The 14,407-nt window shown below is 71.4% G+C and carries 11 protein-coding genes and 1 pseudogene; 8 read left to right on the forward strand and 4 right to left on the reverse strand.

Going from position 1 to position 14,407, the window contains the following annotated elements; genetic code table 11:
* Window positions 1-129: 129 nt before the first annotated feature.
* Window positions 130-1,629 carry a sensor histidine kinase gene (locus KIK05_RS20570; RefSeq protein ID WP_214412389.1) on the forward strand — a complete coding sequence of 500 codons (1,500 nt, stop codon included), beginning with the start codon at window positions 130-132 and terminating at the stop codon, window positions 1,627-1,629.
* A gap of 10 nt (window positions 1,630-1,639) precedes the next feature.
* On the opposite strand, the pseudogene KIK05_RS47070 reads toward KIK05_RS20570, so the two are convergent.
* The 4 genes and pseudogenes from KIK05_RS47070 to KIK05_RS20585 form a co-directional block, all read right to left on the reverse strand.
* A pseudogene (locus KIK05_RS47070) lies at window positions 1,640-2,851 on the reverse strand (low temperature requirement protein A); the annotation flags it as partial.
* A gap of 30 nt (window positions 2,852-2,881) precedes the next feature.
* Window positions 2,882-3,604, reverse strand: a complete 723-nt coding sequence (locus KIK05_RS20575) for an SDR family oxidoreductase (RefSeq protein ID WP_214412390.1) — start codon at window positions 3,602-3,604, stop codon at window positions 2,882-2,884.
* Window positions 3,601-5,064 (reverse strand): GMC oxidoreductase, encoded by a 1,464-nt coding sequence (locus KIK05_RS20580; RefSeq protein ID WP_214412391.1) that lies wholly within the window; start codon window positions 5,062-5,064, stop codon window positions 3,601-3,603. The genes KIK05_RS20575 and KIK05_RS20580 overlap by 4 nt, the downstream gene beginning before the upstream one ends.
* Window positions 5,061-6,092, reverse strand: coding sequence for an ankyrin repeat domain-containing protein (locus KIK05_RS20585; RefSeq protein ID WP_214412392.1), 1,032 nt, complete (start codon window positions 6,090-6,092; stop codon window positions 5,061-5,063). The genes KIK05_RS20580 and KIK05_RS20585 overlap by 4 nt, the downstream gene beginning before the upstream one ends.
* 275 nt (window positions 6,093-6,367) lie before the next feature.
* Here KIK05_RS20585 and KIK05_RS20590 point away from each other — a divergent pair, with 275 nt between their 5' ends.
* The 7 genes from KIK05_RS20590 to glgX are packed head-to-tail and all read left to right on the forward strand — an operon-like array spanning window position 6,368 to window position 14,373.
* Complete coding sequence (locus tag KIK05_RS20590) at window positions 6,368-7,078, forward strand: EthD domain-containing protein (protein WP_214412393.1); 711 nt, start codon at window positions 6,368-6,370, stop codon at window positions 7,076-7,078.
* Window positions 7,075-7,899 (forward strand): type 1 glutamine amidotransferase domain-containing protein, encoded by an 825-nt coding sequence (locus KIK05_RS20595; protein ID WP_214412394.1) that lies wholly within the window; start codon window positions 7,075-7,077, stop codon window positions 7,897-7,899. Before KIK05_RS20590 ends, KIK05_RS20595 begins: the two co-directional genes overlap by 4 nt.
* Before the next feature lie 7 nt (window positions 7,900-7,906).
* Window positions 7,907-9,532 carry a thiamine pyrophosphate-binding protein gene (locus KIK05_RS48940; protein ID WP_214412395.1) on the forward strand — a complete coding sequence of 542 codons (1,626 nt, stop codon included), beginning with the start codon at window positions 7,907-7,909 and terminating at the stop codon, window positions 9,530-9,532.
* Between the two features lie 2 nt (window positions 9,533-9,534).
* On the forward strand, window positions 9,535-10,119 hold the full coding sequence (locus KIK05_RS20605) for a DJ-1/PfpI family protein (RefSeq protein ID WP_214412396.1): 585 nt from the start codon (window positions 9,535-9,537) through the stop codon (window positions 10,117-10,119).
* The gene (locus KIK05_RS20610) at window positions 10,116-11,927 is read left to right on the forward strand and encodes an AGE family epimerase/isomerase (protein ID WP_214412397.1); all 1,812 of its coding nucleotides are present in this window, start codon (window positions 10,116-10,118) and stop codon (window positions 11,925-11,927) included. The genes KIK05_RS20605 and KIK05_RS20610 overlap by 4 nt, the downstream gene beginning before the upstream one ends.
* Window positions 11,924-12,265 carry an STAS domain-containing protein gene (locus tag KIK05_RS20615; protein WP_214412398.1) on the forward strand — a complete coding sequence of 114 codons (342 nt, stop codon included), beginning with the start codon at window positions 11,924-11,926 and terminating at the stop codon, window positions 12,263-12,265. Before KIK05_RS20610 ends, KIK05_RS20615 begins: the two co-directional genes overlap by 4 nt.
* A complete protein-coding gene (gene glgX / locus KIK05_RS20620; RefSeq protein WP_214412399.1) occupies window positions 12,262-14,373 on the forward strand; it encodes a glycogen debranching protein GlgX in 2,112 nt (703 codons plus the stop codon). Before KIK05_RS20615 ends, glgX begins: the two co-directional genes overlap by 4 nt.
* Window positions 14,374-14,407 lie beyond the last annotated feature (34 nt).

Raw genomic sequence — 14,407 nt, forward strand, 5'->3', positions numbered from 1 at the left:
GCCCGGCGGGTGCCGACCTGATTTAGTCGGGCGAATCCCGGCGCACCCGACGAAGTGTGACCGGATCCTTTGACCCGCCCGCCGGTACGGTGCGACGCTCCGGCTCATCGGGTGCGAGAGGAGCAGGCCATGGACGGCGGCACGGTGGCGGAGGCCGAATTACGGGCCCATCCGCTCTTCGACGGGCTCACCGGCGAGCAGTACTCCTGGCTCGCGTCGGCGGCCCGGTCCCGGGAACTGGCCGACGGCGAGATGCTGTTCGAAGAGGGGACGCCGGCGACGTTCTTCGTCGTCCTCCTCGACGGCGAGCTGCTGATCTCCAAGCTCGTCGACGACCGGGAGGAGGTGCTGGCCCGCCACTCCACGCGGCCCGGCGCCGAGACCCGCGCCTCACTGGCCCACACCTTCACCGGCGAGCTGTGCGTGCTCGCCGGCGACGCCTACCTGGCCACGGCGACCTCGGTCGGCGACAGCCGCGTCGCCCTGTACGGCAGGGACGCCTTCCTGCAGATGCTGGTGCGCACGCCGAGCGTGTCTGAGCTGGTCGTCCCCGTGCTCGCGCTCCGCGCCCAGGACATGATCGTCAGCGCCGGGCGGCGCTCCACCCTGGCCTCGCTCGGCACCCTGGCGGCGGGGATCGCCCACGAGCTCAACAACCCCGTCGCCGCGGTGACCCGCGCGATCGGCGAGCTGGACGGCGCGGTGGCCGAGCTGGAGGAGGCCGCCGAGACCTGGGGGGAGATCGCCACCGCGGCGGAGCGGGAGGCCGTACGCGCGGCGCAACGCGACTGGTGCGCCCGCCCGCGCGGCTCGGGCCCCGGTGACGCGCTGGCGATGACCGAGACCGAGGAACGCCTGCAGGACTGGGCGGAGGACCACGGCCTCGCCGACGGGGCCTGCCTGGCCGAGCTGCTGGCCGAGCGCGGCCTCGACGTCGACTGGCTCGAGGACCTCGCGGGACGGCTGCGGGCCGACCGCCTCCCGGCCGCGCTGCGCTACCTGTCGGAGAGCCTGCGGGTGCGCTCCTCGGCGATCGAGGTACGGGACGCCGGCACGCGCGTGCAGGCGATCGTGCGCAACACCAAGGAGTACACCAACCTCGACCGCGCGCCCGAGGCCGACGTCGACGTCCGGGAGGGGCTGGAGGCCACCCTGGCGATGCTCCGGCCGAAGCTCGCCGGCGTCACCGTGGTCCGCGACTACGGCACGACGCTGCCGCGGATCCCGGGCTTCCCCACCGAGCTGAACCAGGTGTGGACCAACCTCATCGACAACGCGGCGGGTGCGATGGGCGGCGGCGGCGAGCTGACGGTGAGCGCGCGGGCCGAGGGCGGCTGCGTCCTGGTCGAGATCGCCGACACCGGGCCGGGCATCGACCCCTCGGTGCTCCCCCGCGTGTTCGAGCCGTTCTTCACCACCAAGGACATCGGTGCCGGGACCGGTCTCGGCCTGCACCTGACCCACCGCATCGTGACCAGGCGGCACCGGGGGTCGATCACGGTGCGCTCCCGCCCGGGGGATACCCGCTTCCAGGTGAGACTCCCGGGGCGACCGGGTGGTGAAGCCTGTGCGGCGCCGCCGGCCCGGACAGGTCGCGCCGTGCCCGATGCCGGATCTCGGCCCAGGTGAGCAGCACCAGGACGGCCGCGAGCGCGGCGGTCACCTCCAGCGGGGTCAGGAAGGCGGACACCGCGCCCACGGCCAGCGCCCCCAGGGCGGCGGCCACCCGGGAGGCGACCAGCCGCCTGCTGAGCGGGCGCCGGATCACCAGGTGCGCCGCCGTCGTCGCCAGCAGGAACGCCGAGGCGCCGCCGGCCAGCGCGAGCCCAGCGCCCGCGGGGAGGTGGCCGGCCGGGTGCTCGATGAGCACCTCGGAGCCGACCGCCGTGGACGCGAGCCCCGCGAAGATCAGCAGGTGGCCGTACCCGTAGGCGAAGCCGCGCACCAGCGTCGAACGCCCGCTCGTGAGGGCGTTGATGATCACACGGTCGTCGACGTGCTCGAAGTAGACCCACCACAGGCAGGCGGCGATCACGAACGCGAAGAACGCGACGGGGAACGCCGCCGGCGTCCAGCCCGTGCCCCGCGCGCCCCACGCCACCGCCAGCACCGACTCGCCGAGCACGATGAGGGTGAACAGGCCGAGCCGTTCGGGCAGGTGGGAGGCGTGCGCGGGGGGCGAGTCGACCCTGAGGTAGGCCAGGAACGGCGTGGCGATCTCCACCAGCAGCGCCAGCGCCCACAGCGTCAGGTGCCAGGGCGCGGGGACGGCCACCGAGGCCAGCCAGAGGGCCCCGCCGGCGGTGAACCCGGCGACGTAGATGCCGCAGAGCTGCCGCAGGGCCGGGTACGACACCGGGGCGCCGGCCTCGTCGGTGCCGGCGTGCCGCCCGGGAGCGGCCCCGGCGGCGTCGGCGGCGTTGCGGGAGGCGGCGAAGCGCGCGTAGCCGTACAGGCCGACGAGGATCGCCTGGAGCGCGGCGTTGGCCAGCGCGAACCCCTGCGGGCCGCCGAGACCGGCGCCCGGTGAGGGGGACATCGCGACGCCGATCGTGCCCGCCAGCATCAGGGAGCCGAACATGCCCGCGAGCAGGGCGATCCTGAAGTGCGCCGCCTCGGTCTCGAACAGGTCGGCGTAGTAGGCGAAGCTCATCCACACCCACCACACCGGCACGAACAACGCCAGGAACACAAGGACGCCGTGAGGCGTCATGTCTCCGCGCAGCAGGCGTGCCAGCTCCGACACCGCGACGACGAAGACCAGGTCGAAGAAGAGCTCCAGCCACGAGGCGTGGGTCTCCTTCGTGGAGCCCGCCAGATGGCGCAGCTTCGGGAAGCGCGCGCTGCTCACGTACCTCCTCGTGAAGGGTCGCGGAACGGATCAAAGGACGAGTTCGGCCGGTACATGCCCCGCGGGCATCTCGGCCACGCGCACCACCGCCTCCGCGACGTCGTCGGGGCGCAGCATGGACGACCGGGGCATCCAGCCGCGCGCCCAGTCGGCCATCGGCGTGTCGACCACCCCGGGGCAGATCGCGCAGGCCGCCACCCCCTCGCCCGCCAGTTCCTGGTGGAGGGCGGCGGTGAAGCCGACCACGCCGAACTTGGCGGCGCAGTACAGCGAGAACCCGGCGTCCGCCCGTTTGCCGGAGATGGAGGCGATGTTGGCGATCAGCGAGCGGCCCCGGTCGCGGGCGGCCTTGCGCAGGTAGGGGAGCGCCGCCTGGGAGAACGTGATCGTGGCTCGCAGGTCGATGTCGAGCACCTCGGCCACGGTCTGCTCGCTGTAGGAGTCGAGCGGCCCGGCCGCCAGCACCCCCGCGCTGTTGACCAGCACGTCCAGCCGTCCCCAGTGCTCGGCGTGGGCCGCGACGGCGGCCCTGGCCGAGCCGGCCTCCGCCACGTCGGCCACCACCCCGTGCACCTCCGGGGCGGCGCCGCGGCCCCACTCGTGCCCAAGGTGGTCCACGGCCTTGCCCAGCTTGCCGGAGTCGCGGCCGAGGACCGTCACCGCGTACCCCCGCGCGAGCAGGGCCCCGGCGACGGCCAGGCCGATGCCGCTGGAGCCGCCGGTGACCAGAGCCGCCTGACTTGGAGCGCTCATGCTGTCTGTTCCTCCACGATGCCGGGGACGATGGCGGCCATCGCGCGCTCGGCGAGCGCGCCGATGGTGAGAGCGGGGTTGGTGCAGGCGGCGCTGCCGCCGGGGACGAGCGCGCCGTCCACGACGTACAGCCCGGGGTAGCCGTTGACCCGGCCGTATCGGTCGGTGGCCAGGCCCAGCGGGACGCCGCCGCAGGGGTGGCCGGTGAGGCCCGCGTCGACCGCCTCGATCTTCCCGGCGCCGATCCGGTCGAACGTCGAGCGGGCTCCGTCGGCGATGACCGTGACGCCGGGGTCGGTGGAGGGCCAGCGAAGGCCCACCGCGTCGGTGCCGGCGTCGTAGTGGAAGGAGCCCTTGGCGGGGCCGAGGCCCATGCCGATGAGCCCCATGGAGCCCTCCGGCATCCCGGCCTGCGGGATCGGCATGCACGCCAGGGCGACGGGCGCGACGGGGTTGTCCAGGTCCTCGATGACCGCGCCGGCCGGGCCGCCCTCGCCCGGCCCGGTCGGCGGCAGCCCGCTCCTGATGATCACCAGGTCGCCGTTGGCGCCCCACCGGGTCCCGACGGCGTCGTCGAGCTTGGGCAGGGCGCCGGTCTCGCGGGCGCGGACCAGCAGCCGCGTGGTGGCGACCGATCCGGCGGTGAGGAACAGGTGCCGGGTGTGGACGTCGCGGTGGGCGAGCACGCGGCCGTTGTCGTCGATCTCGTCGTAGGCCACCACGAAGCCGTGGTCGTTCTCGTGCACGTCGGTGACGACGTGCAGCGGCAGCACCTCCACCTTGCCGGTGGCCTCCGCGCGCGCCAGGTAGGTGCGGTCGAGGCTGCGCTTGGCGCCGCTGTTGGAGCCGTACCAGACCTGTCCCGCGATCAGCGAGGGCGGTACGGCGCCGGCGAGCTCGGCGCGGATGACGTCCCAGTCGAGGCCGAGCTCGAACAGCCGCGCGGGGATCCCCGCGGCGGAGGCCTCCTCCAGCAGCACCCGCTGGCCCCGGTAGTGCTCGTGGGCGAGCACGTCGGCCGGCATCGTGGCCACGCCCACCCCCTCGCGCACCTTGGGGTACCACACCTCGTCCAGCTCGTCGTAGTCGAGCCAGGAGGGGAAGACGCGGGCGAACATGTCGCGCCGGGGCTGGTAGAGCACCGTGTTGTACACCAGCGACCCGCCGCCGACGCCGGCTCCCACCAGGACGTCGATGCCGTCGCCGCGCACGCGTTCGAGCACACCGGTGTAGACGTCGATCGGCACGTCCTCCTGGGCGGGGGCGACCGTGACGGGGCTGAGCCAGGCGGCGCGGCCGTCGGGCTTGTCGTAGGTGGCGAAGGTGTCGTGGGCGCCGGTGACGGGCCAGCGGCGGCCGCGCTCCATGACGACCGTCCGCACGCCGGCCTCGGCGAGCCGGAGCGCGGCGATGGCGCCGCCGAACCCGCTGCCGACGACCAGGGCCTCGATCTCGTTCATCTCCCGCCTCCGGCGATCAGGAGGGTCACCTCGTGGTCCTTGCCCAGCACCTCTTCGGCGAGGTCCAGGGGGGTCTTGCCGTCGTGGCCGACCAGGTCGAGCGGCGCCCCGGCCTCCACCAGGACGCGGGCGCAGTCGGCGTAGCCGTGCCACAGGGCGTCGTGCAGGGGGCTGTAGCCGTTGGTCGCGCCCTGGAAGGCCAGGTCGATGCCCGGCCGGGCGACGAGCAGCCGGGTGATGTCGGCGTGCCCGTTGTAGACGGCCTTGTGCAGGGGGACGGCCCCGAACGTCGGCTCGACGGCGTTGACGTCGGCGCCGGCCGCGAGCAGCGCCTCGACGATCTCGGTGTGCCCGTCGCGGCAGGCCACCAGCAGCGCGGTGTGGGCGTCGTTGAACCCGTTGACGACCGGCCAGCGCATGTCGACGGGGAACCCGGACGCGAGCAGCTTGCGCACCGTGGTCACGTCGCCGCCGGTCACGGCGTCCATGAGCCTGTGGGCGTGCGCGGCGGCGTCGTCGGCCTCCTGGCGTGCCTTGAGCAGCCGGTCGGACTCGACGAGGCGTTCCTTGCCGAAGGTGTTGACGTTGAGCTCGTACTCGAAGTGCTCTTTGAGGGAGAACCCGTAGTGGGTGGACAGGTTCAGGCCGGCGCCGCGGTCGAGGAGCACCTCGACGATCTCGGGCCATTTGAACCACAGGGCGTCCATGAGCGGGGTGTGGCCGGTCGTCGGGGCCACCGAGTCGACGAAGGCGCCCGCGTCGAGCAGGGCGCGGACGATCTCCGCGCTGCCGCCCTGGCAGGCCTTGTGCAGGGCGGTCGCGCCGGCCTTGGCGTCGCCGGTGAGGACGTCGGCCCCGGCGGCGAGCAGCGCGCGTACGGCGGGGAGGTCCGCCCGGCCGCAGGCGGTCATCAGAGCGGTCAGGCCGGTTCCCGGATCGCGTTCGTCGGGATCGGCGCCCCGCTCCAGCAGGTCGTTGATCCGCGTGATGGCGCCGCGGCGCACCGCGGCGGTCAGCTCGCCTTTCATGTGCCACCTTTCGGTCAGGCGTCCGATGAGGTGGACAGTAGGGCCGGTCACCCCTGCGTGGCCATGAACGACCCCTATTCGCCGGGCACTTTGTCAGATGGTGGCGGACACGGTCGGGCGTGCGAGGATAATCGCATATTTCCGTTTCGCTATGCGACTTGACGTTATTTGCTCATTCAATCAGCGAAGTCCAGAAGTCCGGACTTCTCCTTTGACCGCCGGATAAACCCGCTGGGATGCTCAATTCGAAGATCCTCTCCGGAAAAGGAGATCCCATGATCCATCAGTTCATCCTGGCGGCACCCAAGCCGGGCATGACCGCCCAGGAGTTCCAGGACTACTGGGTGAACGTTCACGCGGTGAAGTTCGCCGCCAAGATCCCCCAGATCCGGCGCTACCTCATCGACTCGCGCGTGCCGTTCGACGCCGACCGCGGCCGGCCGCCGCTCCCGCACCAGGGGATCGCCGAGATCTGGCTCGCCAACGACGAGGAGCAGCTCGCGTCCCTGCAGACCGAGGAATTCCTCCAGGGCGCCCGGCTGGACGAGCCCAACTGGGCCGCCTTCTGGCTCACCATCGTCCTCGACACCGAGGCGCACGAGATCGTGCCGGGCCCGGCCGTCGCCGACGCCAAGCCCTCCTGGGTCAAGCTCACCACCCTCATCAAGCGCAAGCCCGGCCTCGCCCTCGACTACTACCGCGAGCAGACCCTGACGCGGTACGCCCCCGAGGTCAGCGGCCTGCCCGGCCTGCGCCGGCACCTGCACGCGCACACCAGGAACGGCTTCTACACCTTCGGCGAGGCGAGCTTCGACAGCGTCGAGCAGATCTGGTTCGACAACGTCGACGCCATGCGCAGCGCGCTGGCCTCCCGCCACTTCGAGGAAAGGGTACGGCCGGCGCTCGCCGCCGTCGCCGACCCCGCGCACGTGTTCTCGCTGGCCGCCAGGGAGGACTGGATCATCGGCCCGCAGGAGAGGTCATGAGCAAGAAGATCCTGGTCGTCCTGTCCGAGCACGGCTACTGGGGCGAGGAACTGGTCGGCCCCCTCACCCACTTCGACCAGCGCGGCTACGAGGTCGTCTTCGCCACGCCCACCGGCGGCCGCCCGCACGCCCTGCCGCCGAGCATGGACCCCGACTACGTCGACCCGCCGCTCGGCCGCTCCGTCACCTCGCCAGAGGTCGCCAAGCTCACCCGAGAGCTGGACGAATCAGACCGGCTGGCCGGCCCCGCCGACATCTCCGCCTGGGTGCCCGAGCGGCCGTACACCAGCGAGGACGGCTACCTGCGCAAGCTGGAGGCCTACCACCGCGCCGTCGCGACGGTCGAGGCCGACATCGCCGGCTACGACGCCATCCTGATCGTCGGCGGCAGCGGCCCCATCGTGGACCTGGCCAACAACGAGCGCGTCCACGCCCTGATCCTGGCCTTCCTGCGGGCCGGCAAGCTCGTCGCCGCCGAGTGCTACGGCGTGGCCTGCCTGGCGTTCGCCCGCGAGTGGGAGGACCGCAAGAGCGTCATCTGGGGCAAGCACGTCACCGGCCACTGCAAGGAGTACGACTACAAGGACGGCACCGGCTTCCTCGGCACCGACTTCGTCATGGGGCCCCCGCCGTACCCGCTGGAGTACATCCTGCGCGACGCCACCGGGCCGGAGGGCCGCTACCACGGCAACTTCGGCAAGGAGACCTCGGTCATCGTCGACCACCCCTTCGTCACCGGACGCTCCACGCCCGACTCCTACCTGACCGGGCAGAAGATCGTCGAGGCGCTCGAAGACGGCCTGCGCCGGTTCGGCTGGTGAGACACCCGTGACCAGACGCGGCAACGAGGCGATCATCGAGCAGTTCCTCGCCGACGGCATCACCCACATGTTCGGCAACCCCGGCACCGTCGAGCAGGGCTTCCTCGACGCGCTGGAGAAGTACGACGACTTCCACTACGTGCTGGCCCTGCAGGAGGCCGTCGCGGTGGGCATCGCCGACGGCTACGCCCGCGCCACCGGCGGACCCGGCCTCGTCCAGCTGCACAGCGGCGTCGGCCTCGGCAACGGGATCGGCATGATGTACCAGGCCATGCGCGGCCACACCCCGCTGGTCGTGGTCGCCGGCGAGTCCGGCGTCCGCTACGAGGCGATGGACGCGCAGATGGCCGTCGACCTGGTCGCCATGGCCCGCCCGGTCACCAAGTACGCCACCAGGGTGACCGACCCGTCGTCGGTGCTGCGGGTGCTGCGGCGCGCCGTCAAGACGGCGATGACGCCGCCGCGCGGCCCGGTCTTCGTGGCGCTCCCGCTGGACGTGCTCGACCAGCCCAACGACGAGCCGGTCCTGCCGTCCACGGTGCCGCACACCAGGACCGTCCCGGTGCACGAGCTGGTCGCCTCGGCGGCGGCGATGCTCCGCGGCGCCGGACGGCCGCTGGTGCTCATCGGCGACGGCGTGGCCGAGTCGGGCGCCCAGGAAGAGCTCACGCGCGTCGCCGAGCTGCTCGGCGCCGAGGTGCGCGGGGTGACGGTGTCGGAGATGTGCATCGACGCCCGCCACCCCCTGTACGGCGGCGAGCTCGGCCACATGTTCGGCGAGGTCAGCCGGGCGGCGGTCGAGAAGGCCGACGCGGTGCTCGTCGTCGGCACCTACCTGTTCCCCGAGGTCTTCCCCGACCTCGCCTCGCCGTTCCGGCCCGGCACCCGCATCGTGCACGTCGACCTGAACTCCTACGAGATCGCCAAGAACCACCCCGTGACGCTCGGCCTGGTCGCCGACCCCAGGGCCACGCTCGCCGCGCTCGAAGGCGAGCTGCGCCGGTCGATGACCCCGGGGGAGCGCGAGGCGGCGGCGCGGCGGCTGCGGGCGGCCACCGAGGCCCGGCCGCCGGAGCGGGAGGACGACTCACTGCCGGCCGCCTTCGCCGCGCAGCTCGCGGCCCGGGCCCCCGAGGACGTGATGGTCTTCGACGAGGGCCTGACCGCCTCCGGCGTGCTCGCCGCCCACCTGCCGGCGCGGCTGCCCGGCCACTGGTTCCAGACGCGCGGCGGCTCGCTCGGCGTCGGCATCCCCGGCGCCGTCGGGATCAAGATCGCCCACCCGGAGAAGACCGTCGTCGGCTTCACCGGCGACGGCGGCAGCATGTACACCATCCAGGCGCTGGCCACCGCGGTCCGCGAAGGCGTCGGCGCCAAGTTCGTCGTCTGCGACAACCGCGGATACCGGCTGCTCGACCTCAACATCGAGCAGTACTGGCGCGAGCGCGACATCCCCCCGCACGCCTTCCCCCGCTCCTTCGACCTGTCGCGGCCCGAGATCGGGTTCGTCGACATCGCCCGCGGCCTCGGCGTCGAGGCGGTGCGGGTGGACAAGCACAGTCAGGTGGAAGAGGCGGTCGAGCGGATGCTGCTGGACGACCGGCCCTTCCTGGTTCACCTCATCACGGAGTAGCCGTGGCCCCTGTACGCGTCGCGATCCTCATGGAGAGCGACTTCTTCGAGCCCGAGATCTTCTACTACGAGCGCAGGTTCGCCGAGGAGGGGGTGGACCTCGACTTCCTCACCAGGCTCTGGGGGCAGCCGTCCCTGACCTTCACCGGCCACGAGTACCGCGCGCCGTTCACCGTCTCCAAGAGCCTGGAGGACGCCGACCCGGCCGGGTACGCCGCCGTCATCGTCCCCTCGGGCATGGTGTCGGACCGGCTGCGTTACACCGACGACGTCGACCGGCTCGCCCCGGCCACCGAATTCCTGCTCCGCGCCTTCGACGACCCCGACGTCATCAAGGGGATCATCTGCCACGGCATGTGGCTCGCCTCCTCGATCCCGCAGGTCGTGCGCGGACGCAAGATCGTCTGCCACAACAACCTGGTCGGCGACGTGCGGAACATGGGCGCGGAGTACGTCGACAGGGACGTCGTCGTGGACGGCGACCTGGTCACCGGCCGTTCGGGCCACCACTGCCACCTGTTCGCCAGGACCCTCATCGACCTGCTGCCGGACAGGGGCCCGCTCTCACAGAAGGGAGAGACGCCGTGAACTTCACCTTCTCCGACACGATCGCCGGCCGCGTCACCGGCTACGACGGCCCGACGAAGACGGCCACCGTCGTCACCGCCGACGGCCGCGACTTCGCCCTCTCGCTCGACGGGGAGCTCAGCGCCGAGCTGCTGCGCAACCTCGGCGAGCCGTACACCGACGCCACCGGGCAGCTGGAGGAGATGCTGGTACCCGGCCGGTTCCTGTTCGCCTACGGCGTGTTCTACCCCCACGGCGACACCCCGATCTTCGACGCCAAGCGCGTCGTCTTCGTCGGCCGGCGCCCCGGCGACCACCGGTTCGAGGAGTCGAACTGGTGGATCCACCAGCTGGAGGAGATCGCGGCCTTCTACCGCAAGGCCCAGTTCGGCGACGGGCCGGTCGACTTCGGCGAGTACCGCACGATCATCAGGCTGGGCGGCGAGAAGACCTCCAGCCACGTGCAGGAGACCGACACGATCTCGCGCCTGGTGTACGGCATGGCCTCGGCGTACATGCTGACCGGCGACGACACCTACCTGGAGGTCGCCGAGCGCGGCACGGAGTATCTGCGGGCCAACCTGCGCTTCGTCGACCCCGACGAGGACATCGTCTACTGGTACCACGGCCTGAAGGTCGACGGCGACGTCCAGCGCAAGCTGTTCACCTCGGAGTTCTCCGACGACTACGACGCCATCCCGATGTACGAGCAGATCTACGCGCTCGCCGGCCCCGTCCAGACCTACCGGATCACCGGCGACCCGCGGATCAAGGCCGACGCCGACGCGACGCTGCGCCTGTTCGACAGGTACTTCCTGGACCGCGAGCAGGGCGGTTACTACTCGCACATCGACCCGATCCTGCTCAGCCCCGACCACGAGTCACTGGGGGAGAACCGGGCCCGCAAGAACTGGAACTCCGTCGGCGACCACGCCCCGGCGTACCTGGTCAACCTCTACCTGGCCACCGGCGACCCGGCGTACGCGAAGTTCCTGGAGTACACCTTCGACACCATCGTCGAGCACTTCCCCGACGACAAGAACAGCCCGTTCGTCCAGGAACGCTTCCACCGCGACTGGTCGCACGACCACAGCCACGGCTGGCAGCGCAACCGCGCCGTCGTCGGGCACAACCTGAAGATCGCCTGGAACCTCATGCGGATGCACTCGCTGAACCCCAAGCCGCAGTACATCGAGCTGGCCTCGCACATCGGCGACGTGATGCCCGGCGTCGGCGCCGACCGGCAGCGCGGCGGCTGGTACGACGTCGTGGAGCGGGTGCGCAGGGACGGCGAGGACTACTTCCGCTTCGCGTGGCACGACCGCAAGGCGTGGTGGCAGCAGGAGCAGGCGATCCTGGCCTACCTCATCCTGTTCGGCATCACCCGCCAGGAGCGTTTCGGTGACGAGGCCCGCATCGCCGAGGCGTTCTACAACGCCTTCTTCCTCGACCACGACGAGGGGGCGGTGTACTTCAACGTGCTGGCGAACGGCATGCCGTACCTGCTCGGCACCGAGCGGTTCAAGGGCAGCCACTCGATGAGCATGTACCACTCCTCCGAGCTGTGCTACCTCGCCGCCGTCTACAACAACCTGCTCGTCAAGGGCAGATCGCTGGACCTGCACTTCAAGCCCGACCCCGGCGGCTTCCCCGGGCGCGTCCTGCGCGTCGCGCCCGACCTGCTGCCCCCGGGCTCGGTCAGGATCGGCGCCGTCGAGATCGACGGCGAGCCCTACGGCGACTACGACGCCGGCGCGCTCACCGTCAAGCTCCCCGAGGCGACGGGCAGGGTGAAGGTCAAGGTCACGGTGGAGGCGACCCCGCGATGAGCGTCACCGTCACCAGCCGGACCGTCGACGGCGTCACCGTGGCCCGTATCGACGGCGAGATCACCAGCACCACCGCGTCCGGAGTGCAGGAGCGGCTCCTCCCGCTGGTGCGGGACGCCGGACGGCTCCTGGTCGACTTCTCCGCGGTGCCGTACGTGTCGAGCGCCGGCCTGCGGATGCTCCTGCTGCTGTACCGCCGCGCCCAGCAACTGGCGGCGGCGATCGTCCTGGTCGGCCTGTCGGAGGAGGTCAGGTTCGTGATGTCGGCGACCGGGTTCCTCGACTTCTTCGAGATCGGCGACGATGTCGAGAGCGCCCTGGGACGCGTGCGGCCATGACCGCCGAACGCATCGACGAGTTCCCGACGCGCCGCATCGGGGGGTACCGCGTAGGCCACGGCCGCCCGTTCCCCTACGGCGCCCACCTGGTGCCGGGCGGGGTCAACTTCTCGGTCTACAGCGACCGCGCCACCTCGATGTCACTGGTGCTGTTCGAGCGGGGAGCGGACAAGCCGGTGGAGGAGCTGCCGTTCCCGCCCGAGTTCCGGCTCGGGAGCGTCTTCGCCATGACGGTCTTCGGGCTGGACCCGGAGAACCTGGAGTACGGCTTCCGCGCCGACGGCCCCTTCGACCCCGCGCGGGGCGACCGGTTCGACGCCGGGACCGTCCTGACCGATCCGCACGCCCGGCTGTTGTCGGGGCGCGACAGCTGGGGCGTGCCCCCCGACTGGGACAAGCCGTACCAGTACCGGGCCATGATCGCCTTCGAGGACTTCGACTGGGAGGACGACGCCCCGCCGCGCATCCCCACCGAGGAGCTCGTCATCTACGAGACCCACGTCCGCGGCTTCACCCGGCACCCCTCCTCCGGGGTGTCGGCGCCGGGCACGTACGCGGGCCTGCGCGAGAAGATCCCCTACCTGCGGGAGCTCGGGGTGAACTGCGTCGAGCTGATGCCGGTGTTCGAGTTCGACGAGTTCGACAACTCGCGCGCCGACCCGCTGACCGGCAGGCGGCTGTACAACTACTGGGGCTACAACACCGTCGGCTTCTTCGCCCCCAAGGCCGGCTATGCCGCCACCGGCGCCTACGGGATGCAGGCCGACGAGTTCAAGACGCTGGTCAAGGAGCTGCACAAGGCCGGCATCGAGGTGGTCCTCGACGTCGTCTTCAACCACACCGCCGAGGGCAACGAGCACGGCCCCACGATCTCGTTCAAGGGCCTGGACAACTCGACGTACTACATGCTCACGCCCGAGGGCTACTACTACAACTTCAGCGGCACCGGGAACACCGTCAACTGCAACCATCCGGTCGTGCGCGACTTCGTCCTGGCCTGCCTGAGGTACTGGGTGTCGGAGTACCACGTCGACGGGTTCCGCTTCGACCTGGCCGCGATCCTCGACCGCGGCCCGGACGGCAGCCCGCTGCCCAACCCGCCGCTGCTGGAGCAGCTGGCCTACGACCCGATCCTCCGGCACGCCAAGCTCATCGCCGAGGCCTGGGACGCCGGGGGCCTCTACCAGGTCGGCCACTTCCCCAACTACGGCCGCTGGGCCGAGTGGAACGGCAAGTACCGCGACGTGCTGCGCAGGTTCATCAAGGGCGACGAGGGCACGGTCGGCGAGCTGGCCGCCCGGATCGTCGGATCGCCCGACCTGTACGGCGGGCGCGGCCCGACCGCCTCGGTCAACTTCGTGACCGCGCACGACGGATTCACCCTCCACGACCTGGTCTCCTACAACGACAAGCGCAACGAGGCCAACGGCGAGGGCAACGCCGACGGCGCCAACGACAACAACAGCTGGAACTGCGGCGTCGAGGGGCCGACCGGCGACCCCGAGGTCAACGCGCTGCGGATGAGGCAGATGAAGAACGCCCTGGCCATCCTGCTGACCAGCCAGGGCGTGCCCATGCTGCTGGCCGGCGACGAGGCCGGCCGCACCCAGCTCGGCAACAACAACACCTACTGCCAGGACAACGAGCTGTCGTGGTTCGACTGGGACCTGGTGGAGACCAACGCCGAACTGGTGGGCTTCGTGCGCAGGCTGATCGCCTTCCGCCGGGCTCACCCGATCCTGCGGGAGGCGACCCACCCGCTCGGCGTCGACTTCTCCGGGGTCGGCCTGCCGGACGTCAGCTGGCACGGCGTGGATGCCTGGCGACCCGACTGGTCGCCCGGCAGCAGGCTGCTCGCCGTGATGCGCTGCGGGCGCGACGCGGCCGGGGCCAGGGACCACGTCTACGTGGCGATGAACTCCCACTGGGAGGGACACGACCTGGAGCTGCCGGAGCTCACCGGCGGCGCCGTCTGGCGGGTCTTCGCCGACACCGGCACCGCGGCACCGGACGACGCGCACGAGCCCGGCGCCGAGCCGGTGACGCCGCATCCCCGCCGGTACCACATCGGGCCGCGGTCGGTCGTGATCCTCACCGGGTCCGTCTGACCGGGCCTTCCACCCCACCACCAGGCCGGCCCCG

This window comes from Sphaerisporangium fuscum (assembly GCF_018531465.1).
GTDB lineage: Bacteria > Actinomycetota > Actinomycetes > Streptosporangiales > Streptosporangiaceae > Sphaerisporangium > Sphaerisporangium fuscum.

Coding starts and splice junctions, on each gene's coding strand:
- KIK05_RS20570 (WP_214412389.1), top strand. CDS start 130: ATGGACGGCGGCACGGTGGCGGAGGCCGAATTACGGGCCCATCCGCTC.
- KIK05_RS20575 (WP_214412390.1), bottom strand. CDS start 3,604: ATGAGCGCTCCAAGTCAGGCGGCTCTGGTCACCGGCGGCTCCAGCGGC.
- KIK05_RS20580 (WP_214412391.1), bottom strand. CDS start 5,064: ATGAACGAGATCGAGGCCCTGGTCGTCGGCAGCGGGTTCGGCGGCGCC.
- KIK05_RS20585 (WP_214412392.1), bottom strand. CDS start 6,092: ATGAAAGGCGAGCTGACCGCCGCGGTGCGCCGCGGCGCCATCACGCGG.
- KIK05_RS20590 (WP_214412393.1), top strand. CDS start 6,368: ATGATCCATCAGTTCATCCTGGCGGCACCCAAGCCGGGCATGACCGCC.
- KIK05_RS20595 (WP_214412394.1), top strand. CDS start 7,075: ATGAGCAAGAAGATCCTGGTCGTCCTGTCCGAGCACGGCTACTGGGGC.
- KIK05_RS20615 (WP_214412398.1), top strand. CDS start 11,924: ATGAGCGTCACCGTCACCAGCCGGACCGTCGACGGCGTCACCGTGGCC.
- glgX (WP_214412399.1), top strand. CDS start 12,262: ATGACCGCCGAACGCATCGACGAGTTCCCGACGCGCCGCATCGGGGGG.